The sequence below is a fragment of the Spiroplasma clarkii genome (assembly GCF_002795265.1).
In the GTDB taxonomy this organism is placed as follows: domain Bacteria; phylum Bacillota_I; class Bacilli_A; order Mycoplasmatales; family Mycoplasmataceae; genus Spiroplasma_A; species Spiroplasma_A clarkii.
The window spans coordinates 275,376-300,874 of sequence record NZ_CP024870.1 but is presented as its reverse complement, the minus strand read 5'-3'; the positions used below and the strand labels follow the sequence as shown (position 1 = coordinate 300,874).

The following is a 25,499-nucleotide window of genomic DNA, read 5'->3' as shown; positions in this document are numbered from 1 at the left end:
TATTTAATTGTTGATAAATTTTTATAACTGTTTTTCATGAGCTTTAATAAATTTTAAAGCAAGATCTTGTTGGTTTTCTAAGAATTTATTTCAAGCATTTAACTGATAATTTATTACATACTCACTAGCCTTAGCAAAATTTAATTGTGGTACTGAAATTACTTCATAAGTTTTTTGGGGAATAAGTGTAATTTGACTTACACTATAATTAATATTACTTATTTGAATATTTCTCACAAATTCATTTTGTCATTTATCATTTGGATTTAATAAAATTCCAGAAGTACCTGAATCACTTTCTTCAACCCTTTGAACTATGCTATCAAAAACAGTTTGATTAGTCGTACTAATTTTTTCAGAAAAACCTTCAGCTGTTTTTGAACTAGCTAAAACTGGGATCAGATAATTGGTTTTAAAATATTTTATTTCACTACTATCATCAAGATTAAATTCTACTTGCTTTCCTTCATTCAACTCAGACACGAGACGATCAATATTTACATCCAAGAACTTCTCATCTTTTTCAAGGATACCATAAAATTTTCATTGGATTGTCAATGTGAAGTCAAGCCTGTCATTTCAATTTTGTACAACATTATCTATTTTCATTCCAGCGGCTGAGAAAGTTTTAATTTGACGTCCTGTTCCATTTTTTCTAGTGGTCATGCTAAATTCTGTTATTGCATTAGTAACATCAACAGAGTTATCCTTAGATTCAGTTTTTAATGAAGTGTTTACTGGAAAATCTATTTTACCATCAAAGTCTTGTCCAAAAAATCCTATTAGTTTTAACCCTAAATTAAGTTTGAGATTATAATAATTTAATTTGACAAACTTAACTGGAATTAAGTATGTTGCACTGACTACATCTTTAGACAAAAGTGTTTCACCAGTACCTGTTTTGAAATCATCTTCTGGATGGATTGCTACTGATGAATCTGCGGAAACCAAAGTACTATTTACAGTAAGTGCATACTTTGTCAATAAAAGATTGGCAAGATTAATGTTGACAATAAATTTATAATACTCTTTTTTGTCAATAATTTGATAAACGTTAAATGCAATTCCTCAAACATTGATAGGCAAATTACTACTTATACTAACTGATTGTTTTTTCTGATCATAATTATTATTAGTTTTAATCTTAACTACATGATCTGGATTTTGATTCATAATTACCTCCTAAATTATTTAATTGTTGATAAATTTTTATAACTGTTTTTCATGAGCTTTAATAAATTTTAAAGCAAGATCTTGTTGGTTTTCTAAGAATTTATTTCAAGCATTTAACTGATAATTTATTACATACTCACTAGCCTTAGCAAAATTTAATTGTGGTACTGAAATTACTTCATAAGTTTTTTGGGGAATAAGTGTAATTTGACTTACACTGTAATTGATATTACTTATTTGAATATTTCACACAAATTCATTTTGTCATTTATCATATGGATTTATTAAAATCCCATCAACACCTTCCTGACTATCAAAAACTTTTTTTTGGTTATAATCAATAGCAGTTTTATTTTCAACTGCAAGTTTTGCTGTGTATAAATTTACATTTGTTTTGCTAATAATCTTGTTGATAGCATAATTATTTTTAAAATAATTGATATTACAAGCATCAGTAAAATCAAATTTTAAATCATGTGTATTAGTTAAGTTATCAATGACATCTGGAATTGGTTCACCAGGAAAATGTTTTCGCTCATCTCCAATTTCATAAAAGTTTCAATCTACTAGTAGAGTAAAATCAAGTCTCTCCCTTCAATTTTGTACAGTGTTATTAATTTTCATACCTACAACTGGAGTGATTTTATATTCAGGAATTTCTACCCCTTTCTTTAAGGTGGCATTAAATTCAGTTACAGCATTGCTGACATCAACAGTGTTGTTGCTAACCTCTGTTTTTAATGAAGAATTTACTGAGAAAGTTACTTCTTCTGTGAGAATATATGAATTAAGAAACACTAAATTTGTTAGGGTTAACTTTATTTTAAGCTTGTAGTAATTTTGTTGTATTGCCTCTAGTGGAATCATATATGTTGCACTCATTGGATCTTTATATAAAAAATTTCTTTTTTTATCTGTAATGAACTTTTCTTTTGGATGAATGTCTTCAGAATAATTGTCTGAAGTCAAGGTGCTTTTTTCTTCAACAAAATACCCTTTTGGTTTTTCCTCAATTTGTTTAAGTGAGACAATAAACTTATAATATTTTTTTAAACCAATGGTTTCTGTTAAATTAAAAGCAGCACCTTTAACTTCAAGAGGAAGTTTACCGCTTAAAGACATTGCTTGTTTTTTGTTATCATATTGATTATCTGCTTTTACTTTTATAACTTGCTGTTGATTTTGATTCATAATTACCTCCTAATTATTTAATCGTTGAGAAATTTGCTTTCTCGCCAAGTTTTTTAAACTTTTTTTAAAATTACTGTAACTGTTTTTCATGAGCTTTAATAAATTTCAAAGCTAGATCTTGTTGATTTTCTAAGAATTTATTTCAAGCATTCATTTGATAATTTATCGCATACTCATTAACCTTAGCAAAATTTAATTGTGGCACAGCAATTATTTCATAAGTTTTTTGGGGAATAAGTGTAATTTGACTTACACTGTAATTGATATTACTTATTTGAATATTTCTCACAAATTCATTTTGTCATTTGTCATAGGGATTTATTAAAATTCCAGGCTTAGCATCAATACTTTATTCAACTTTTCTTGTATCACTGTCAAAAATCGTTTTGTTAGCTGTTGTAATTTCTGCAGCAAATTTGCTAGAATTTTTTGAACTAGTTAGATTTTGAACAATATAATTATTTTTAAAGTATTTTATTTCACTACTATCATCAAGATTGAATTCAATTTTAATTTGCTTAAATAAACTAATTATTTCTTCAGGTATTCGTTCATTTGAAAATTTCTTGCGATCATCAGGAATTTCATAATAATCTCAATTTAAAGATAAAGCAAAATCAAGTCTATCATTTCAATTTTTTACAGCATTGTTTATTTTCATGCCAACAATTGGGAAAATGCTTGAACTATGTCAGACTGAATCTGCTTTACTTTCAATGTTAAACTCTGTAAAAACATTGGCAACATCAATAGTTTTGTCTTTAACCTCTGTTTTTAATGAAGTGTTTACTGAAAAATTTAATTTAAAGTAATGTTTAAATGTTAATATAAATGATTTATCTACTATTGTAAAATCTGTTTTAAGATCATAATGGTTTAACTTAACTAGTTCAGCAGGAATCAAGTAAGTTGCACTTAGATTCTTTGTAACTCCCCCAAAAACATCTGTTGGAAACTTTCCAAATCTATTATCAGGATGGATAACTTCAGAATAATCAGCTGATGATACTGTACTTTCTTCTGAAAGTCGATAAAAGGAAATTTGTTTACCTCCCATTCTAATAAGCACAACAAATCTGTAGTATTCTTGTTTGTCAATAACTTGATAAACATTAAATGCGACTCCCTTAACTTCAACAATTAAATCAGTGTCTAGTTTAACTGTTTGTTTTTTGTTATCAAATTGATTCTCTGCTTTAAATTTTACAATTTGATTTAAATTTTGATTCATAATTACCTCCTAATTATTTAATCGTCGTCAAATTTAAAAGTTCGCCAAAAAAATAAAAAAAATTGCTCTAAAAAGAGCAATTAATAATTTGAGATAGGTATTAGTCTACAACGTAATAAATTTCTGGTAATTGACGGTATAGGTCGTCAGTTTCTAAACCATAACCCACTACGAATTTGTTGGGAAAATCAAACAATGTTTTATATTCATATTTGAAGTCTGGGTGACAAGGTGTTTTATCTCCAAGTGTAATTATTTGTAAAGTTTTTGGTTTTAATGCAAGAATATGTTCATAAACTGCAGTTAAAGTTAAACCTGTATCAATTAAGTCTTCAATAATAATTACATCCTGTCCCTCAACGATTGGTTTTGTAATTTCTTTGTGGAAAGTCACTTCCCTAGTTGAAGCCATTCCTGAGTAACTTGAAACTGTTACAGTGTCCATTTTAATAGGAATGTTAATTTGTTTTAATAAATCAGTAAAGAAGAATAGTGACCCGTTCATAATCGCTACAAATGATAAACTTTCGTTGTCTTTATATTTTTCATTTAGTTCTTCTGCTAATTCTTTAATCTTTGCACTAATTTCCTCTTTTGAAAGTAATAGTTGCAAGTTATGCTTAAATTTCATCATATATATTTTACCCCTATAAGTGTAACTAATAGATATTTACCTCGAATAACTAATGTTTAATTCTAATTTTTAGTACTCATAGCTTCTAGATTGGTCTAGACGTAGAGACATCAACCCATTATGTTGACATATATAAATACTATTAACTACAATTTTATTCTAACAAAAAATTCTAATGATAGATATATAAAAAGTTTTTTTATTTACAAGTCTCTATTTAGAATTTTATTTATTGTAATTTGGTGCCTCTTTGGTTAATTCCACATCATGTGGGTGAGATTCTTTTAAACTAGCACTTGTAATTTTGACAAATTGAGCTTGAGTTCTCAAAGCAGTAATGGTTTCACTTCCTGTGTAACCCATTCCACTTCGTAAACCTCCAACTAGTTGAAAGACTACTTCGTGTAACTTACCTTTAAAAGGAACTCGAGCCTCAATACCTTCAGGTACTAATTTTTTAACATCTTTTTGAAAGTAGCGATCTTTGCTACCACGTTTCATAGCAACCATAGATCCCATCCCAACATAAGTTTTATATTTTTTTCCATTAACAACAATTTCTTCCCCAGGAGTTTCTTCAGTTCCTGCAAAAATACTTCCCAACATTACTGAGTGTGCCCCTGCAGCAAGTGCTTTAACAATATCTCCTGAATACTTAATTCCTCCATCAGCAATAATGGTTACGGGTTTACCTTGAGCTCAAGTGTAAACATCATTAATTGCAGTAATTTGTGGTACTCCGACTCCAGCAATAACTCTTGTAGTACAAATACTTCCTGGACCAATTCCCACTTTGATTCCATTTGCTCCTGCTTCATACAATGCTTGTGCTCCTGCTGCTGTACAAATGTTTCCAGCAATTAATTCTAATTTTGGATAGACTTTTTTAATTGCTTGGACTGTTTTTAAGATTCCTTCACTATGACCATGAGCTGAATCAACTACTACAACATCAACTTCAACTCCAACCAGGGCCTTAACTCGATCCATTGTGTCAGGACCAATACCAACTGCTCCTCCAACTCGTAAACGTCCTTGTTTGTCTTTACAAGCATTAGGATAGTCTCGGGCTTTAAAAATATCTTTGGTGGTAATTAAACCAATTAAAGTGTTATCTTCGCCTACAAGTGGTAATTTTTCAATTTTATTTTGTAACATGATTTTTTTAGCATCATCTAAACTTATATCTCGAGCTGCAGTAATCAAGTTTTTTTGAGTCATAATTTCTGCAACTAAGGTTTTACCTTCAATATCTCGTAAATCTCGATTGGTTACAATACCAATAAGTTTTTTTTGACTATCAACTACAGGTAAACCTGAAATTTTATAAGTGGCTAAAATTTCTAAGGCCTCAGCAATTGAAGTGTCTTTAAAAACAGTAAATGGATCAGTAATAAAACCTGATTCATTTCTTTTAACTTTTGCCACTTCTAGGGCTTGTTTTTCAATACTTAAATTTTTGTGGATTATCCCAATTCCACCAGCCCTAGCCATTGCTATGGCTAGTTCAGCTTCAGTTACTGTATCCATTGCAGCACTAATAATTGGGATATTTAAAGTAATATTTTGAGTCAGTTGAGTTTTCAAATCAACTTCACTGGGTAAAACCTTTGAATAGGCAGGAACTAGTAACACATCATCAAAAGTAATTCCCTCATTAATTATTTTTCCATTTAAATTATTTACACACATATTTTTTTACTCCTTATTCTCATTCAATTGTTCCTGGTGGTTTTGAAGTTATATCATAAACCACTCGGTTAACACCATCAACCTTGTTAATGATTTCATTAACAACTGCTTCTAAAAAATCTCATGGTAAGTGAGTAGCAGTGGCTGTCATAAAGTCAATTGTATTAACAGATCTTAAAGCTACCACATAATCATAAGTCCGGTTATCACCCATAACTCCTACTGTTTTGACAGGTAGAATGGTGGCAAATGCTTGGCTAACTGTTTGGTATAAATTAGCTTCATATAGTTTACTAATAAAAATATCATCAACTTCTTGTAAAATTTTCACTTTCTCAGCAGTGACCTCACCAATAACTCTAACTCCCAAACCAGGTCCTGGGAAAGGGTGACGATCAACAATGGTGTTGTCTAAGCCTAGTTGACGACCAACTTCTCGAACCTCATCTTTAAATAAATTACGCAAGGGTTCTAAGAGTTCAAATTTTAGCTCTTTTGGTAAACCACCTACATTGTGGTGTGACTTAATTGTTTTCGAGCTATGACCATGAGCTGATGATTCAATAACATCTGGATAAATGGTTCCTTGCGCTAGAAATTTTGCCTTCTGCATTTTCTTTGCTTCATCATTAAAAATGTCTACAAAATTTTTACCAATGATTTTTCTTTTTGCTTCTGGTTCTGCAACACCACTTAAAGCTTTAAAAAACTTCTCTTTAGCATCAACTAATTTAATATTCATAGTAAATAACTCTTGGTATTTTGTCATAACTTGATTGGCTTCATTTTTTCTCAATAAGCCTGTATCTACAAAAATACAAGTGAGTTGCTTACCGATAGCTTTGGCAATTAAGGCAGCTGCCACTGAGGAATCAACTCCCCCACTTAAGCCTAAAATTACTTGGTCTGCACCGACAACTTTTTTAATTTCAGCAACTTTTTTAACAATAAAGTCTTGCATATTTCAATCTGGTTGAGCCTGACAAACTAAAAACAAGAAATTTTTTAACATAGTTCCACCTTGTTCACTATGAGTTACTTCAGCATGAAATTGAATTCCATAAAAAGGCTTTTCTTGATGTTTGATTGCAGCAATTGAAGCTTGTGAATGTGCTATTTGCTGGAAATTTGGTGGCAATTTGGTGATGTGGTCAGCATGACTCATTCAAACCAAACTTTGATCTTTAATGTCTGCAAATAACTGACTGTTTGCATCATCAAGATGTAAAACTGCTTTTCCAAATTCTTTGTTTGTGGCTTGCTCTACTTTACCACCAAATAATTCACAAAGCAGTTGTAAACCATAACAAACTCCAAGCACTGGGATATTTAAATCAAAGATTTCAGGATCAACTGTATATGCATCATGTTCATAAACACTTGCTGGACCTCCTGACAAAATTATGCCTTTTAAGTTTGAGAATGTTTCTTTGATAGCTTTTGCTGTTATTTTAAAACTAACAACTTCACTATAAACTCCCAATTCTCTAATCCTTCTAGATAAAAGCTGTGTATATTGACTACCATAGTCTAAGATAATTAATTGTGTCGGATTCATAATTTACCTCTTTTTATTTACTATATACTTTATTTTAACAAAAAATATAAAAAACTCATTGTGAAATGAGTTTTAATTTCTAAATAAATGGGGCGTATAAAGGGAATTGAACCCTCGAATGCCGGAACCACAATCCGGAGCGTTAACCACTTCGCCATATACGCCATATGTTAACTATAATATTATACAAAAAAATCTACTAATGTTTGACATTTTTTTAAAATTTTATGTTTCTATCAGAGTTGCCAAAGTCTATTTAAATAATAATTGGAAAACTTCTTGAATGAACCTTTTCTTTAAGTTTTAACCTTGAAAAAATTCAAATTGCCCCAATTTGAGAAAAAATTATGAATAGGTAAATTATAATTAATATTCAAAAATAGTGGTCAATTTTGCCTGGATACAAGTATAAGTTATCTTTATTTAAAAAGAGATTGTTTTCTAATAAGTAAAATGGTTGTTTTTTTGCAAAGTAACTGTTTTCTTTTAAAATGCTCAAATATTTTCCCTGATAGTCTAAATTTACTTGATTAAATCAAGAATTATTGTAGGCAAAAAAATTAAACAGGTAGTTTTCTTTAACTTTGTTTTTGAATTTTTTGAGTTCATCCATTTGATTTTGATCCACTTTGAATTCATTAATAATTCCAATTAATAGAATTGGATTATAATTTTCTTTAAAAAATAGATTTATATCTCCTAGAGAATAGTTTTGATTTTGCAAGTCTTGGTATTGTTCTGAATTTTTTTCAGGAAGTTCTCACATTAACTCATTAACTAAGGTGCGAAAATGTCTAGTTTCATAAATTTGTGAAGTTAAAAACCTTTCAAAAACTTTACCATAGGTTAATTTTGTCATCTGATCATATGCACCTGGGTTTTTCATGTAATTAATAAGATAGTAATAAAAAATAACCTTTGCAAAAATTTGTAATTGAGTGTCATAATATGGTGGTAACCTTTGGTCACCAAAATTGAAACCAAAATCTTTGTCAATATTAATTTCATAAACAACATATTGAAGTGCTTCAAAATCTACTTGAAAATCATAATCTGAAAATAAGTCACTAATTATAGCTAATTTTTCTTTCAAATCTCCTTTGGTTTGAAATCAACTAATTATATCTCCATATTTTATTAGAGTATCTTTATTAAAAATTGAATTCTTTCAAATAATATTGATATTTGCATTATCATTAAAAGCTTCATTTAATACTGTTTTTTCTACAATACAAGTATTGTAGATTTCATTATTAACTAAGACTACATTTATTGAATTTACACAAAATTTTTTGACATGACTTGTGACAACACTATAGGCTTTATCAAAATTTAAAAAAATCAGATTATTTTCATTTAAAAATGAATTTAAATAAATTAAATCTGAATTCTTAATATCTAGTTGATAATCATTTGTGTCAAAGTTATATGAATAGGTTTTTGAGAGATTTTTAAATTCAACTGAATTTAAAGGTAAAGTTGAAAGCAAAGGACTTATAATAAAACAAAATAAGCTTGAGGTTATTATAAAAATTTTAAAGTCTGAAACTACATAAATTAAGTAGGCAGTTAAACTTACAAATGTGTAACTTGTTAAAGCAAATATAAATAAGTAGCCACAAATTTGTAAGTAAAAAACTCAATGTTGGATAAAAATCCCCATTGTACTTAAATAAAATAACAAGATAGTTACAAGTAACATTAAACTATTTACAAGAAAATAATTTAAATACCATTTTACTAAGCTTTTAAAACCATAATTTTCTTTAAAAATATCTCTCTTTACATTACCCAATGATAATAGTGAATTTAGTGTTAAAATAAATGTCAAACAAAACCATAAAATTCAATTGATTTTATTAAAGTTAAACTCCATTAAAAACTCATGATTTTTACTAATACTGTCATAACTTTCTAAGCCTAAGTCAAATATCTCTATGAAATAATATGTTAAAAACATTATTAAGTAGATTAGTAGAACTAGAGAACTAGAAATATACAAATATTTATTCTTAAATTCTTTGATAAAAATAAATTTCATTTAATTTATATAACAATCTAAAAGATATTTTTGTTGATAAAAAGTTATTAAGAAATTTGTGACTTGTTTATATACTTGTTCCATTTGACCAGCACTAATTTTGTATAAACTATAAATTCACCTTAAAGAAATTATCCATACAAAACTCTTAGATCATTTAAAATAAAATAATGCCTTATTTTCAAATATTCACTTCATAATTTTCTCTCCAAGTTTATCTTTTTTAATTTGAATGATTAATCTATAATACTTGCTACCTTAATCTAATCAAAATAGCAAAAATACAGTTATCAAATCTAGTTTAATTTTTGGATTATTAATTGTCTTTAATTTTCAAAACTGTAATTTTTGAAAATTAAAATTTTTTACTTAATCAATATATCAATCATGAATAAAAAACTTTATGATTATGACAATAACTAAATTAGCAGGTTTTAATTTTTCTATTATGTTTTGTTTAATATATACTAAACTTCAAAAAAATTATTTTTAGAAACAATTTTTATTCAGAATAAAGATCTAAATAAAATAGATTTCTAAATTGATGAAATATGAAGTAAATATCAAAGGTCAGTTATTCCAGAAAAATTAAATCTATAGGTAATACTAAACTCTTCTTTATACCCATCATATTTATATGATTCATAATTTAAATTTTTAAATTCTCACATTTCCTTTAAAACACCCAATTCTTTAAGCTCATCATAATCAGCCATATAACTACTAGCAAATACTTCTGCAAAATCACTATAAATATAACTACTTCTAAAAGAACTTGCATTACTAAAATAAGCAAGTTTAACTTCAGGAATTTCTCCACTTTTGGGTAATTTTAAAAAGTATTCAGACACATCTTTAAACTCTGCTTTTTCTCATAGTTTTTTAAAAACTTTTTCTATATTGTCTATAAAATTGAAATGGAAGTTGGCAAGTTGAAAACTCTTGGTAACTGTCACTCAATTTAACATTAAATCCGGACCACTTGAATCAATATTTTTAACATTAATTTGGAAATGCTTAAATTTGTTACTTGCTTGATAAGTTCCAGGACTTCAATTTGTATAATAGAGCATTTCTCCGTTTTTTCTTGTATTTAGATTTGTCTCCTCTCGTGATTTCTCCACTGTATCCTTTCAAAAGCCATCATAATCATCAAGATCTACTTCTTTAAATGTAAAAAAGCTTATAATTTCAGTTGGATATGGTTTTGAAGTATCTGTTGGTAAATCTAATTCATATGGTAAGAAAAATATTTCATCTCTTTTTTCTTCACTCATGTTCATTGAATAGGCAAGGTTTGATGGACCATTTTTTCCAAAGGCAATCTTGTTACCTTTAGAAGTTAATTTAATATTTCCACCACCTAAATCTTCATATTCAAATTCTCCAATTACATTCAAGTAATCTTCATCTGAGTATTCGGTTTTTACTGAAGGAGTCTTGTCTTCTTCATCAGTTTTTGGTGTATTACATGACACCAAAGTTAAAGCAGAAGGTACAATAAAAGTTAAAGTACCCAAAATAGCTAATATTTTTTTAATAATAAATTTCTCCTAATCTCTATTCAAATCTTTTTTGATTTTGTTTACTAAATCATCAATATTATCTTCATTAGTATAATTATATGTATACTCTTTTCCTTCATAAACAAATGAGTAGACATAACTTGAAACCATTTTTTCAGAGATTCCAGTAATTAATGAAATTTGATTTTCAAAAATTTCTCTGGCACTACTGTAGTCTCCAAAATACATTTCTCTATTATTTAAACCATTAAAATAATATACATAACTTTCTTTGCTTGTTATTAAATTTGATCTACTGGTTTTTTGATCAACCATATTACTTAATTCATTTTTATGAATTAAGATATTTTCAAGACTAATTTGTTCTTTTAATTTTTTTATTGCTTTTTGTAAATCTGATTCATCAATTACTATTTCTTTACCATTGATGTCATACATTTTGTATCTTTTTATTAATACTTTGTTTTCTCTATCTTGTGCTATTTGCACTGCTTGATTGTGAGATGAAGAAACATTGTTTCCAAAGTTATCTGAATATTTTGTTATGTCTTCATTATCATTTACATAATACATTCTTTGCATTGGTATTCCAGAGTTATTTTCATAACTTAATGCATAAAAATCATTTTTTCATTTTTTTAAGTTAGTTGTAAAATTAATTTTATTGTATGAATAAGGTAATTCATCACTATCTTTAAGTCCAGCAGATTCTTTAAGCAGTTGTCCACTAAAGTTCAGATTTGATTCTACATATGAATATGCATAATCTTGTCCATCAGATCCTGTTTGTTCTCCATATAATCAGTCATCAGTTACAGGAGCATCTTTATGATTAATGCTAGTTATTTTTTCTGCAAATCTCTGTCAAACAAATTCAAAGATACTATTTTTGTTAAAAGCACTCATATTAGCAATATTTTGTTTTAATGTTAAATCTTTATAAAAATTTGCATCTCCATAACCTGAATTATTATTTTTAATAGACTCAGCTCTCATGTGTTCTAAAATATCATTTGATGAGAATTCATTTTCTAGACCATATGTTTTTTTAAATAAACCAAGCAACTTGTTATTATCGTTTCATGAAAAATTGAAATTTGAATTTGATAATCCACCAACATCAATTTTGGTATTTAATGGAGTTGTATCATGATAACCTTCTGGACAACCATCACCACTATCATTTGTAGTATCCAAAGTTATTTTAAATCACTCTTCATCATTTGATTTAAAAGTAAAATGATGCTTTCTTCTTTTATCTGATGTGGTTAAAATGCAACGTCCAGTAACCATTTCTGATTCTCAATTTGATTTATCCTTAAATTCTTTTTCAAAAAGATTAATGTTAAAATCTTTTCCAACATTACTTTTAATTTTTATTTTTACATTATTAGAGTTTGATGTATCAAACTCAACAATGTCTTCACCAACATAATTGGTAATATCAAATCACTGATTTCTATCTGCTTCGCTTTTGTTTGATTGAATTGTAAATTCAAATTCACGGGTGAAGTTTAATAGATTGTTCTGGTTCACTTTGTCTTCAACAATGTCAGGTTGTTGATATGCATTACTCATAAAGTATTCTTTAAAATTATTTTTAAAATAATCTGCAAAATGTGTTCTTGCATATCTAAATGGTTTTAAAAAGTTGCCAACCTCATTTTCACTTGAACTTGGGTTCAATCCTTTAATAGGGTCATATCTATAACCAGGAACCAGTAAGGTTTTTAGTTTTTCTCTATCTGTTGCATTAAAAGCATTAAAGTATTGACCATTATATAAATAAAATAGTGAATCATTTACAGTATAGTTTGCCTTGTTGTAAGCAATGTCTGCTTCATCAATTGATTCAAATCAATTTACATAATCATATGAATATTCTGGTCTTAAAAGTCCTTGATTTATGTAGCTGTTAACAGCTCTTGAGTGAGCATCTTCAGTTGAATTTACACACCCTTTTATGTCACCAATTTCTCGACAACTTGGTAAAACTATATTTCCTAAGGCATTTTCATAAACTTTAACTAAATTACTTGCATTAGTATCATAAATTTTAGTTTCATCCAGTTGGTTGGTTGCATAATTTGAAACAATTTTTAAAGGATCACTTAAAGTTTTTTTAACTTTTATTGGATTCTTTTTCAACTCTTCGGCCACAATACTGTCTTTGTTTCTATATTCTTTGTTATTGTAAACATATTTTTTTTCAGAACCAATTAACCTTGAATTATCTAAAATATCTTTTTTTAGCTGATCCATGACTAGATTTGTGTTTGCACTACCAACTTGATAAGTTGAAGCTACCAATGGTGTTGAAATAGATAAACTAAGTCCGGCTATAATTAATTTATGTATTAACATTATAAATTCACCCCTTCATATTTATTATTTTGTGTTTTGGTTTCAACCAAAACAATATTTTCTTCTAGATACTCTACATATTTAATTATGTTTTCAAATTCCAAACCATTCAGTGAATAGCTAAGAGTTTCTGTAGTAACTAGTTCATTTCTAAAATTAAGAATTTTTAGAATGGCAAAGAAAGCGTCATCTTTATTTTTGTAAAAGTACTCCATACCATATAGTTCAAAACTACAAATTTTTTGTTCAAATTGACTTAAATCATAAAGTTCATCAAATTTTGAATTTGAAATAAACTCTGTGACACTCACTTTTTTTACAGTCAGTGGATTGTCTTCATCAACAAAGGCCTTTGCTTCATCTAAACTATCAAAGAAAATCTCATTGTCATTCAGTTGTCCATATCTGTAAGAATAAGTTTTTTTAAAATTATCTTCATCTTTAATTTTTTCACGCATTGATACTAAGGCTTCATCCCTAGAATCAAATACCCCACCAAAATAATCTAAGTATCTTGGTTCCACTTGTCCTTCACTAATTATTTTATCCATCCAATAATCAACTAGTTCTTCTTTATTCTCTTTTTTAATTGCAACTTGTCCTCGGATGAAATAATAATATGGTCCTTGTAAAACTGTTCTTGTAACAATATCTTTTACTAATTGTTCATTTGCAGCTTCATAGGTTGAATAGTATCTACCATTTAAAATATATGTTTCATTTTTTCTTGGTTCTTTTATTTCAAAAACATTAAATATTTCTTTTGGTTTAAACTTTTTATTTTCAAAGAACCATTGACTCATTTGGTAAGTTAATTTTTTATCACTATTTGGTAAAATTAACTCATAAATCATTGTAGTTCTAATATTAAAGTCTCTTGCAAACTCTAAGATATCTCCAATAACAGGAATTGCTTCTGCTAAATCCAAAGCAGTTTCCATTATATAATTGATTGCAATATCTGCTGCTTGACTGATTAATTCCATTGAAGTATCAAATATTTTTTTCTTAAATGCTAGTTTTTCTGAATCCATAGCAATACTTAATTCAGTTGCAAAGTCTTTTACTTTTGCTTGTATTTGAGCTTTATTAACATACTGGTTAATAATGCTATCAAATGAATTCTTATCAACAAAGTAATCAGCAAGTAGTAAAATATCTGCTTCACCAATTTCTTCAATTAAAGCATTTCATGAATTGATTCCCACAATAAAATTACTAAACATAACTTTTACTATACGGTTTCATTCTAAATTATCTACATAACTAATTTCAACATTTCTAAACATTTCTCTCATTTGATAAATAAAAATTGTAGCTTTTTCATTAATTGGTAATGACTCAACATTATTAAGATTTCTAATTATGTGAGTGGTTTCTGCCATTAATTCTTCTTTTTGAATGATAGACAATAAACTACTGTAGTCACTTTCACTTGAAAAACATGTTATCATTGATTTTAAAGTAAAATCATCACCATTATTGAAACATGCTTTTATTCCATTATTGTCATCATTTTCTTTGATGTTTAACAGTCTTTCCACTAATGGGGCCACACCCATCATAATTGCAGAAACTGCTGAATTTTGCACAACTTTATAAATGTCCTCTGAATACTCACCAGTTTTTATTCAATTATTTTCATTATGAATTACATCTTCAAGATTAGTTTCTGAATCAATAATTAAATCCCCAGTATAAGTTCCTCCAGCACTTGATCGTGCTTCCACTAAATATTTACCTGGTGACTTAAAGTATTTTTTAATCGCTTGTTTATCAATATAATTTGGTGTTATCAAATTTGGTTGATTAATTTCTGAGTCAAGAAATATTGTTTCATCATATTTATATGCTGCTTTTACTGAAGACTCAATTTTACTTTTTAATTCATTTTTGTTATATGAAACACTATTAAATGAATAAAGATCTTGTTTAATAACATTATCTTTATTATTTAAAAAATTAGTTTGGTAGTAGTTTGCAACTTCATTTAGAGTTTTAAAAACTCTACCGTCAACATAAAAATTTTCATTAATACTTGAATAATATGAATTCTTAGCATACTCTTTTGCAATTTCAGAATTTTTATCGTAAATTGCATTGCCATTTTTATCCTTATAAACTAGTATTTCCTCATTACTATCACCAACAACATTTGGTGATAGTTGATTCATTCCATCAATTATATACTTATCAACATTTTTATTTGTTACTAACTCTTTGATTGGAACAGTTTCATTAATATAATTCATTAAAGAATTGGAATCTGAAAATTTAGTTTCATTAATTTTCAGATTATTACTGTATGATTTAGTTTAATCTATCTCAACTCCACTTTCAACTTTTGTAAAATGATTAATTGCATCAGTTTTTGTACTAAATTTTTTACCAAAAAGCTCATAATAGTAGTTGTCATTCCCATGTTCAGTTTCGGGACTACTTACAGAACCAGAAAAATCTGGTACTGCTCTTCCACATGAAATGACAGTAATTGTTGAAGTGGAACAAAACATTATTGTTCCTAAAATACTCAATAATTTCTTCATTTTCAAATTTATGATTAAATAATAATCACTTACCTCCAAAAAAATTATAACGCATTTAATTATTTTTAAAAATTTTTTTCAACTAACGAGTGTGTTTTAAGGGTTTTAACACAAATTATTTAAATTTTTTCAAAAAATACCACTGTGATAAAATAGGTAAGCAAAATTATCAATTAATCAGTGTTAAGAGTTTTAAATAACTAAAAATTATTATCACTAATACAAGAAAATCATTCAAAATCATTCAAAAAAAAGACTAAGAATTAGTCTTTTTTAAATGCTTGCTTATATCAAAAGTTGTCAAAATCTGGTTTTAATAATAATTATAAGAATTTAAGAAATGTTATCAAAAATTTCAGTGTTAAAATAATACTAATAGAAGTGCACATAATATATCTTCAAGCATATCTTCATTTTTGTGCCTTTAAAAAACATTTGTCATGGTATGGGGCTTGAGACACCCCTCTTCTTGAATTACGCATCAATAAGATTTCATCATCTTTAATAAAATTTTTACATTTAAAACATAAAACTGCAACTGGTTTTGTGGTTGGTGTTCCACTCAGGCAATGCTGACACAAAACATCTGGGTCCAAAAAATCTAGTATTTCTCACTTACAATTTTTACAAATTTTATAACCTTCCATTTTTTTAACTCCTTTCAAACTATATTAGTCAAAATTTTATAAACAACAGTAAAAGTATAAAGACAAGCAAACAACTAAAAAATATTAGAAAATAACCAATCTCTCTAATAATCATCTTCATCAAACACTTCTTATGAAATAGACACTTATTCTTTTGAGGTGAAGTTCAATCAACAATAAAGAATTTTTCATCAGTTTCAAATGGTTTAGCACAATAATAACAACCTCTCATATTTTGCTCCTTTGTGAGTTAACTCTTGATATTTTGATAATTTTAAATTATAAATTAACTATTTCTTTAATTGTGAGAATTTCAGTTTCATAATTTTTTATTAGTTTTAAGATTGATTTTTTTAAAATAAATCTAGGTCCTAGTTCACGAAAAGCATCAACCTTGAATTTTTTAATCTCAATTGCATTTAAATCAGTAAACTCATTCTCAGCTAAGTTATCTTGATCAAGACTAGTCTTTTTAAAAAATATTGTTCCTCCATAAATTGGGAATCAATTCTTTTTTCATGACTCAGGTGTATAAGTTAAATTACCTCTTGAGAGTATAGCTGGATTTGTCACCGCAGCAACTACCAATATTCCCATTGTTAGATACAAAGCAACCAATCTCATTGCTCTAAAAATATTTAATTTAGCTTTTTCGAGATAAAAAGCTAAAACAAATTTTTGGTTGTTTATTTCAAAAACTCTTTTAAGATCCTTATATTTTTCAAATTCTTGATTACTATAAGTTTCTTCACTACTTGAAAATATTTTAATGTTTGAGTTTAATGATAAGAAACTTGAACTTTTTTCACCCAGTATTTCTTTTAGAATATTGTTATAGATTTGTTCAGTATCTATTTTTTTTACCTCATACTTGAGTTTTTGATTTTTTTTAAAATGTTCTCCTTGAATTAAACTTTTTAAAAAGTTTCCAAAAATACAGATTTGAAAAACAGATAGTAAAAATATTGCAGAAATAAATAATATAACAATTATTTTGTATCCTGTACCACTTGAATTTCAGAATTTCATAAAAATAATTGTTTCTCAGACAAGTAATCAACCCAAAAGTGACATGCCCAACTCAGATAATATTCAGAAGGCTATGGTCAAAATTATATGTTGTTTAAGTCTTGTTGCTGCTTTTAATTGTTTAAAATCTATTAAATCTTCAAGATGATACTTTGCAATTTTTTCTTCTAACTTCATAATTTGTCCCCATAATTTGAATCTATTGTTTGTAGTAAAATACTAAGTACCCTGCATGATTTTAATGATTTTTGTGTATTCCGTATTTATTATACACTATCAGTGCCTTGTTAACCTAAAAACAATTAAAATAAATCTAATTTTTTTTAAAATAACCAAAAACAAATCTACATATTCTTAAAAACTGAGAATTTATTCAAAATTCATATAATTATCCTTTTTATTTCTAAAAGCAACTCAAAGAAATATCATTATAAATTCTCAATAATGTTATTGTATTGATATCAAGCTAATTTAAAATTACAAAACCTCCTGATAAATTTAAAATTAAGAGATAAGCAAAACTATGAATTAATGATTTCTTTAATGGCTAGAATTTCCTTTTCATAACTTTTTATCAATCTTGAAATTGACCTTTTGACAGTAAATCTAGGTCCAAGTTTACAAAAGGTTTCAATTTTAAAGTTTTTAACTTTAGTACAATTTAAATTAACAAATTCTGAACTAGTTTGCTTTTGTTGATCATAAAATAATAAAACCCCACTATAGACTGGGATCTTGTTTACTTTCCAAGAATCTGCTTCAAAATCTATATCTGCATTTGAATAATCATTTATCATGGGATCTAAATCTTGACCTGTTCCTGCAAAGGCAAAGGCAAGATACATGATTGATAAAATAATGATTTTTCAAACACTAATTTTGGCTTTTTCAAAATAAAAGGCCAAAACAAATCTCTGATTATTTACTTCAAAAACTCTTTTAAGATTATTATATTTTTCAACTTCTTGGTTTTGAAAATTTTCTACCTTATTATAAAGGTCTTTCATTAGCAAGTCTGTCGATAAAAAACTTGAGGATTTTTCACCCAGTATTTCTGTAAGTATATTATTGTAAATTTGTTGTTTGTCAATTTTTTTTACCTCAGCTTGAAGTTTTTGATTTTTTTTAAGTAACTCTCCTTGAATTAAAATTTTTAAAAAATAGATTCCCATATTAATTTGAAGCAGAATTGTTAAAAATGCTAATGTAGAGAATAGTGCAATAGCAAATGATTGAAATATATCAAAGGCTTCTTGTTTCTGCAAAAAATTAAGTGCTATTAGAAGAAATAAAAAACTAAAAGTTGACAAAATTAATTCAATTAATAATGCCATAGCTATGACCAAAGTTGCATATAAAAAAGGTTTTGCAGCAATCTTTAATTGTTTAAAATCTATTAAATCTTCAAGATGATACTTTGCAATTTTTTCTTCTAACTTCATAATTTGTCCCCATAATTTGAATCTATTGTTTGTAGTAAAATACTAAGTGACTTGCATGATTTTGATCTAATTTTAGTGTTTCTTGTTTTTACGTATTTATTATACACTATCAGTATCTTGATAATCTAAAAACAATTAAAATAAATCTAATTTTTTTTAAAATAACCAAAAACAAATCTACATATTCTTAAAAACTGAGAATTTATTCAAAATTAATATAATTAGCCTTTTGAAAAGTACTTAATAAAAAAACCCACACAGGTTTGTGTGGGTTAATTTAAATCTTAAAAATTTTAGCTCTAGAGTTTTCTTTTTCTAAGACATTGTTAAGAATTCAGGTTTTTCTAAAATCTCTTTAACCCTAGCTAAGAATTGCCCAGCTTCTGCTGCATCAATAATTCGTTGATCAACAGTTAAAGTCATATTCATAATGGCTTTAATTGCTAGTTTTTCATCACTAACAACCACTGGTTTTTTAATTACTTTTCCAACTCCAATTACAGCAGCATTGGGGTAAAAAATTGTTGGTGTTGCTTGAATTGCTCCAATACTTCCATAGTTTGCAATTGTAATAGTACTACCCTCAGTTTCATAATTGTAAAGTTCACCTGTTCTTAAACGTTGTGTCATCTCTTTAATATCAATTGCTACTTCTTTAACAGATAGTTTTTCAACAAATTTTAAGACAGGAATTATTAAACCCTCACTTGTTTCAGTTGCTAAACCAATATTGTGGTATTTTTTAATAATAACTTCATTACTTTCAGGATCATAACTTGAATTTAACTTTGGATATTCTCCTAAAGTTAAAGAAATAGCTTTAGCTATAAAAGCAATTGAAGGAAATTTTAATTCTGTTTGAGTTTTTTTCAAAACATGCTTTAACTTCAAAATTGATGACATATCAATTTCAGTTGAAATAGTCAATGGTGGAATATAATTTTGGCTTAAAATCATTGACTTTACAGCAGCATTTCTGTTTTTATTGACTTTTTCTCTTTTAACAATCTTGTTAGCATCACTACCCTCAAAATCTAAATAGCCTGTGGTTTCTGTTTGAGGTTTTTCAAAATTGACTGCTTGCATTTGATTTCAATCTTGATTAGCATAATTTTTCTTTTGAGCACCAAATTGTTGTGTGGTGTGAGGGTCAAATCCTGGATAATTTGGTTGGTGAAATTGGTGTTCATGAGGTGGAAAGTTATTGTAAGGTTGAGATTGTTGACAATAACATTGATTGGGACTATTGTGATAATGTTGATTACCTGGTCTTAATTCATTTTTGAAATTGTCAATTTCACGACGAATAACATCCTTAACATCTTCACTTGAATTTTTATTCATAGGCATACTTTGCATAATATTTTGCATCATCATATATTGAAATAATTGTGAAAATGTATCAGTTCCACCTGCATAGTTTCCTCCAAAGGTTGGTGCTGCATTTAATCTTTGAGTAGCTGCATTTAACTGATTTTGTTTTTCTAAAGAACTTTGTAAATCTGCAATTTGTTTTTTTAATAACTCAATAGCTTCATTCGCTACCTCTTTGCCAGCAACCGCTTTTAATTGCACCTCTTGTTGGTTTAATTTTTGGTTTAAATCTTGTTGCAATACTTTTGGGGTTGCATTATGAAGATCTCATTCTTGAGTAACATCCAAAGGAGAACTTTGGGGTTGAAAATTATAGTTAGGAGTTGTTTGGGGTGTAACTGCTTGATTTTGATACTGTTGGGGTTTTTTATTTTGATTATTTTTAATTCACTCAGCTAGTTCAATTTTTCCCTGAGGGGTTTGATCATAAGAAACATACTTAATGTCACCACTCTCTGTTTGATAAGGCACAACTTGAGCAAACTCTTTTGGTAAATTACCTTTTCAAAAAGCCAAATCAGGGTTTTTTGGTTCGCTACCATCTAATAAACCAGCTTCAACTGCTTGACGTCTTTGATTTATGATGTTTCTCTCATTACCTTTGGCAATAATTGAGTTTCTTTTAGTTGGATCATACAAATTTGTTAGTTTAGCTTCAGCATAAGTTTTATTTGACTTATTTTGAATTGCACCCATTAATTGATTTGGGTTTACTGATGGTAAAACTGTCCCTCTGTAAGTTGTTGAACCAATATCTTGGGGTTCAGACTGAAAATCAGTTTGTGCCTTATTTTGATCATTGATATTATTATTTATCATTTCACTCTGACCTCCAATCTTTGTTGAATCATTTGTCTCATTACTTAAAACATTGACATCTCCACCAGCATCATTTAACTTTTCCATTCTGGCAGCAATAATATTTCTCATAATAAGTGGTCTACCTTTTTCATCAGTCTTTGACATTGCATTAAGTTCAGGTTCTTCTTGAACTTCTCTAAAGTTATTTTCTTGTAATAAGGCTTCTTTACGAGCATTAACTAGTTGACGAAATTTACTTGGACCTACTCCATCTTTTTTTGAAAAAATGGCACCCTCATCTTTGGCAATGGCTGCTTTATCCATTTTTAAAAGTTCTTCTTGACTAATGGGTGTTTCATTTTTAATTTGGGGAGCATTTTTAATTGAGTCACGAATATTTGCTCGCATTTGTGCAAATCTGTCTAAGCTTTGACTTGGCATAGTTTCCCCCTCAACTTTTGGTAAAAGAGCTGGTTGAGGTTCGCTGATTTCACCAGAAACTAGTGCCCCACTAGTTTCTGCATCAAGATCATTAAAACCATTGGTTTCACTAACCTTAAAGTCCTCTGGCATAAATTCATTTATTTGCGGAGGCACATGCTCTTTTAAAAAATTTCTATTTTTATACTTGGCTATTTCTTTTTCCCCAACAAGTACATTAGCTAAAATGCTGCCATTTTTAATGGGAGAATTTAGTCTTATGGTTTTAACTACAACACCATTGTAATTCGATTTAACAATAAAGTCAGTCCCATCTTCAAGCAAAACTCGAGCAAAGTCAGCACCAAAGGCAATGGTATCATCTGTGAATAACCATTCAACAACAATTCCTTTAGTTGGTAAATTTCTAGCCCTTTGGTGTACCATAAATAATCCCCACTCCTACATATTATACCATTTTTTTTAGATTTTTTCAGGTGCTTAACTGACATAAAACCATTATTAATTATATAACATTCAAGGGGTTTTACATTAAAAATAGATTATAATTATTTTGTGAAGGAGCGATTTTAATTATGGATAAAAAAATAAGACCACAAGATGATTTTTATAACTTTGTTAATAAAGATTGATGTGATGGAGCATGTTTACCACCAGGATATTCATCTTGAGGTAGTTTTGAAAAACTAAGCAAAAAAGCAGTTACTGATGTTAATAATTTAATTGATAAATTAGCTGCAAGTAGTTCTTTAACAAGTGATCAAAGTAGAATTGTAAACACTTATAAAAACTACTTAAATTATGATGCTAGAAACAAAGCTGGATTAACTCCAATTCAAGATGTTTTAAATGAGGTTGAAACCTTAACAGATAAAAAAGATTTTACAGATTTTTTGATTAAAATGAATCAAAAATATTGTATTTCATTTTTCCACTCAAAAGGGATTGATTCAGATTTTAAAGATAGTAACCTTAGAGCAGTTACTATCAACTCTATGGGTTTGGGTATGAGTGATAAAGACTTTTATGACCCAACTCACCCAAGACATATAGAAATCAAAACAGCTTATGAAAAATACATTATTGAACTAGCAAATTATTCAAAAATAAAATTTAAAACTAATGATTTGTTTAAATTAATTTATGACTTTGAAGAAACATTGACAAAAGGAATGTTACGTCAAGAAGAGTTAAGAGATGTTGAAAGAATCTACAATGTCTATACAATTGCAGATTTACAAAAAATGTGTCCTTTTATTGACTGACAAAAATACTTAGCAACCTTAGGATATGACAAAGCTAAGAAAATAATTGTCTCAGAACCTAAATTTTTTGAAGATTTAAGTCAAATGCTTGATAAAATAAGCCTTGATGATATTAAAGATTTAATTTATTTTGACATCATTGACGGTTATACTGGTATGCTAACTGCTGAAATGGAACAAATTGCTTTCAATTATGGTTCAGTTTTCAATGGAGTTACAGAAATGAAACCAGTTAAAGAAAGAGCTGTTAGTTTTACCAATGGTTTAGTTGGTGAACTTGTTGGCCAAGAATATGTTAAAGAACATTTTTCTGAATCTTCAAAAAAAGATGTTTTAAAAATTGTTAATGATTTAATTAAAGTTTATGAAAAAAGGATTTTAAATCTAGACTGAATGACTTCTGCTACAAAAACAAAAGCAATTGAGAAACTTAAAACTTTTGCAATCAAAATTGGTTACCCAGATAAATTTGAAGATTACTCAAAAATTACAATTAGATCATATGCTGAAGGTGGGTCTTTATTTGAAAATATCTTAAATATTTCAAAACACTTTACCAAAAAAGCTTTGGCAGAAATCAACTTACCTGTTGATAAAACTAAATGGTATATGACACCCCAAACTGTAAATGCTTATTACAATCCCTTATCAAATGAGATTTGTTTTCCAGCAGGAATTTTACAAGCACCATTCTATGACATAAACCAATCACATGCAAAAAACCTTGGTGGTATTGGAGCAGTTATTGGTCATGAAGTTAGTCATGGTTTTGATGATGAAGGAAGTAAATTTGACAAAGATGGAAACTTAAATGATTGATGAACTGAAGAAGATTACAAACAATACAATTTAAGAACTCAAAAACTAGTTGAACAATATAGTCAATATGAAGTTGATGGCTCAAAACTTAATGGAAAATTAACTCTTGGTGAAAATATTGGAGACCTTGGTGGATTAAATGCTGCTTTGGATATTTGTCTAGAACAATGTCCAAATGAAGTTAAAGAATTTTTTGAAAATTATGCCTTTGTTTGAAGACGTATTTCAACACCAGAAAACATGAATACTCGTTTAATGATTGACCCCCATTCACCTGAAATTTTTAGATGTAATGGAGTGCTAGTAAACATTGATCTTTATCATGAAGTTTATGAAACTAAACCTGGTGACTTAATGTATAAAGTCAAAGAGGAAAGAATTAAAATTTGATAACAAAAAAAACGGTTTGGCCGTTTTTTTAATCTGGTTCTAATTTACTAATCAAGACACCTTTTTTAACAAGTTTTTTGTAACGTTCAGCCTCACGGATATTTTCTTTGATAAAAACACGATCTGCTGTTTTAACATTGGTTAACATTGAACGAATTTCACGACGAGTTTGGCGTTTCTTATTCCGCGCATTTCTAATTTCAGCCACTTTTAATTTTCGTTGTAGTATTTTTTTATTCTTTCTTTCAAGAATTAATTGGGCTTTTTCTTCTGTGGAAAGCCCTTCTAAGTTTTGTTTAAAAACTTGTGTCTCAGTTCTTTGTAACTTAATCACATTCTTTCACTCTTGTATTTTTTGATAACGGTTTTGTCTTTGCAATGCCATACGATAATCATGTTCTGCTTTTGTTAAAAGATTTTCATTAATATCGTGTCAACGATAGAACTTGTTATTGTTAATAGCAATATAAAAAAACTGTAAACTAATTACTAAAGTAGTGATAATTATGCAAGCTGAGATAAAGAAGAAAATCATCAAACCCATACTAAATTGAGAAGAGGCTCAAATATGTGGGTTTCCAAATTCATCAAAGGCCACTAAATCATATTTGTGTAAGTTAAAGAATCAATATGGATACCACATCTGTGAGGTAAAGGGTTGCATATTTGGACCAACATAAACTCCAAAACCTCCTCCTGTGACCTTATTTCAGTCAGCAATAAACGTATTCGTGACTGAATTATATGAGTAAACCTTAGAAAAGAAACTTGGACCATATTCTTGGAACCTAAATTCACCTCTAATTACTGAATAAATCAAGTAGAAAAGTGGATACATAGAAATTCCAATCATTCCAAATCTTGCATGAGTTCGCATTCCATGATAATAGTCACCACTTGATAAAATAAACTGGACAATCATTAAACAAGGAATGATTGCATGAAGCATCACTGTTGAAATTCAGTTAATAGCGTTATATGCACTCATTTCATCTCGACTGGCTAGCAAACCAAATCAAAAAACCAGCATTGTCACTGTGATGTAAACTGTAATTGCCAGTTCAATTCCAAAGGGTGGTTTTTTGTTGTAACTTTGTTTTAAAAAAACTACACAAAATAGGTAAGCAACCACTAAATAGTTAGATTGAGTTGTAAAAAAGGCATAGTTAATATTTAACCTTTGATAGTATGGCACACCTGTGAGGTTATGTTTTGGGGAGTATAACTGCACAAAAAAATCAAAAATTAAAAAAGCCATTAAAAAAATTAAAACTGTTAGTTTTATTGAAAATTCTGTACTTTTACTAAATTTCATGCATACACCTCCATTTATTT

The 25,499-nt window shown here is 28.1% G+C and carries 18 protein-coding genes and 1 tRNA gene; 1 reads left to right on the top strand and 18 read right to left on the bottom strand.

What is annotated here, in order from left to right:
• Positions 1-21: 21 nt before the first annotated feature.
• The 17 genes from SCLAR_RS01320 to SCLAR_RS01230 form a co-directional block, all read right to left on the bottom strand.
• Entirely contained in the window at positions 22-1,173 is a 1,152-nt protein-coding gene (locus SCLAR_RS01320) for a hypothetical protein (RefSeq protein WP_100254155.1), read from the bottom strand.
• 36 nt (positions 1,174-1,209) lie between these two features.
• Positions 1,210-2,364: a hypothetical protein gene (locus tag SCLAR_RS01315; RefSeq protein ID WP_100254154.1), complete on the bottom strand. Its 1,155-nt coding sequence runs from the start codon at positions 2,362-2,364 to the stop codon at positions 1,210-1,212.
• 70 nt (positions 2,365-2,434) lie between these two features.
• A complete protein-coding gene (locus tag SCLAR_RS01310; RefSeq protein WP_100254153.1) occupies positions 2,435-2,653 on the bottom strand; it encodes a hypothetical protein in 219 nt (72 codons plus the stop codon).
• Between the two features lie 60 nt (positions 2,654-2,713).
• Positions 2,714-3,595 (bottom strand): hypothetical protein, encoded by an 882-nt coding sequence (locus SCLAR_RS01305; protein WP_100254152.1) that lies wholly within the window; start codon positions 3,593-3,595, stop codon positions 2,714-2,716.
• 100 nt (positions 3,596-3,695) lie between these two features.
• A complete protein-coding gene (locus SCLAR_RS01300; RefSeq protein WP_237243861.1) occupies positions 3,696-4,229 on the bottom strand; it encodes a phosphoribosyltransferase in 534 nt (177 codons plus the stop codon).
• Positions 4,230-4,454: 225 nt separating this feature from the next.
• Positions 4,455-5,921 carry an IMP dehydrogenase gene (guaB, locus tag SCLAR_RS01295; protein ID WP_100254151.1) on the bottom strand — a complete coding sequence of 489 codons (1,467 nt, stop codon included), beginning with the start codon at positions 5,919-5,921 and terminating at the stop codon, positions 4,455-4,457.
• A gap of 13 nt (positions 5,922-5,934) precedes the next feature.
• Positions 5,935-7,479, bottom strand: a complete 1,545-nt coding sequence (gene guaA, locus SCLAR_RS01290) for a glutamine-hydrolyzing GMP synthase (RefSeq protein WP_100254150.1) — start codon at positions 7,477-7,479, stop codon at positions 5,935-5,937.
• Positions 7,480-7,567: 88 nt separating this feature from the next.
• Positions 7,568-7,643: transfer RNA gene (locus SCLAR_RS01285), tRNA-His, on the bottom strand.
• Positions 7,644-7,735: 92 nt separating this feature from the next.
• Complete coding sequence (locus tag SCLAR_RS01280; RefSeq protein WP_169921831.1) at positions 7,736-9,439, bottom strand: hypothetical protein; 1,704 nt, start codon at positions 9,437-9,439, stop codon at positions 7,736-7,738.
• 617 nt (positions 9,440-10,056) lie between these two features.
• Complete coding sequence (locus SCLAR_RS01270; RefSeq protein ID WP_100254147.1) at positions 10,057-11,040, bottom strand: hypothetical protein; 984 nt, start codon at positions 11,038-11,040, stop codon at positions 10,057-10,059.
• A gap of 33 nt (positions 11,041-11,073) precedes the next feature.
• A complete protein-coding gene (locus SCLAR_RS01265; protein ID WP_100254146.1) occupies positions 11,074-13,410 on the bottom strand; it encodes a hypothetical protein in 2,337 nt (778 codons plus the stop codon).
• Positions 13,410-15,662: a hypothetical protein gene (locus SCLAR_RS01260; protein ID WP_100254145.1), complete on the bottom strand. Its 2,253-nt coding sequence runs from the start codon at positions 15,660-15,662 to the stop codon at positions 13,410-13,412. The genes SCLAR_RS01265 and SCLAR_RS01260 overlap by 1 nt, the downstream gene beginning before the upstream one ends.
• Before the next feature lie 63 nt (positions 15,663-15,725).
• Positions 15,726-15,956 (bottom strand): lipoprotein, encoded by a 231-nt coding sequence (locus SCLAR_RS01255; RefSeq protein WP_100254144.1) that lies wholly within the window; start codon positions 15,954-15,956, stop codon positions 15,726-15,728.
• A gap of 323 nt (positions 15,957-16,279) precedes the next feature.
• Positions 16,280-16,603, bottom strand: coding sequence for a hypothetical protein (locus SCLAR_RS01250; RefSeq protein WP_100254143.1), 324 nt, complete (start codon positions 16,601-16,603; stop codon positions 16,280-16,282).
• A 279-nt stretch (positions 16,604-16,882) separates the two neighbouring features.
• Entirely contained in the window at positions 16,883-17,809 is a 927-nt protein-coding gene (locus tag SCLAR_RS01240; protein ID WP_100254141.1) for a hypothetical protein, read from the bottom strand.
• Between the two features lie 344 nt (positions 17,810-18,153).
• Positions 18,154-19,074: a hypothetical protein gene (locus SCLAR_RS01235; RefSeq protein WP_100254140.1), complete on the bottom strand. Its 921-nt coding sequence runs from the start codon at positions 19,072-19,074 to the stop codon at positions 18,154-18,156.
• 315 nt (positions 19,075-19,389) lie between these two features.
• Positions 19,390-22,116, bottom strand: a complete 2,727-nt coding sequence (locus SCLAR_RS01230) for a 2-oxo acid dehydrogenase subunit E2 (protein WP_100254139.1) — start codon at positions 22,114-22,116, stop codon at positions 19,390-19,392.
• Positions 22,117-22,265: 149 nt separating this feature from the next.
• Here SCLAR_RS01230 and SCLAR_RS01225 point away from each other — a divergent pair, with 149 nt between their 5' ends.
• Complete coding sequence (locus SCLAR_RS01225) at positions 22,266-24,167, top strand: M13 family metallopeptidase (RefSeq protein ID WP_100254138.1); 1,902 nt, start codon at positions 22,266-22,268, stop codon at positions 24,165-24,167.
• A 25-nt stretch (positions 24,168-24,192) separates the two neighbouring features.
• Here SCLAR_RS01225 and SCLAR_RS01220 read toward each other — a convergent pair whose 3' ends face one another.
• Positions 24,193-25,479 (bottom strand): hypothetical protein, encoded by a 1,287-nt coding sequence (locus SCLAR_RS01220; protein WP_100254137.1) that lies wholly within the window; start codon positions 25,477-25,479, stop codon positions 24,193-24,195.
• Between the last annotated feature and the right edge of the window lie 20 nt (positions 25,480-25,499).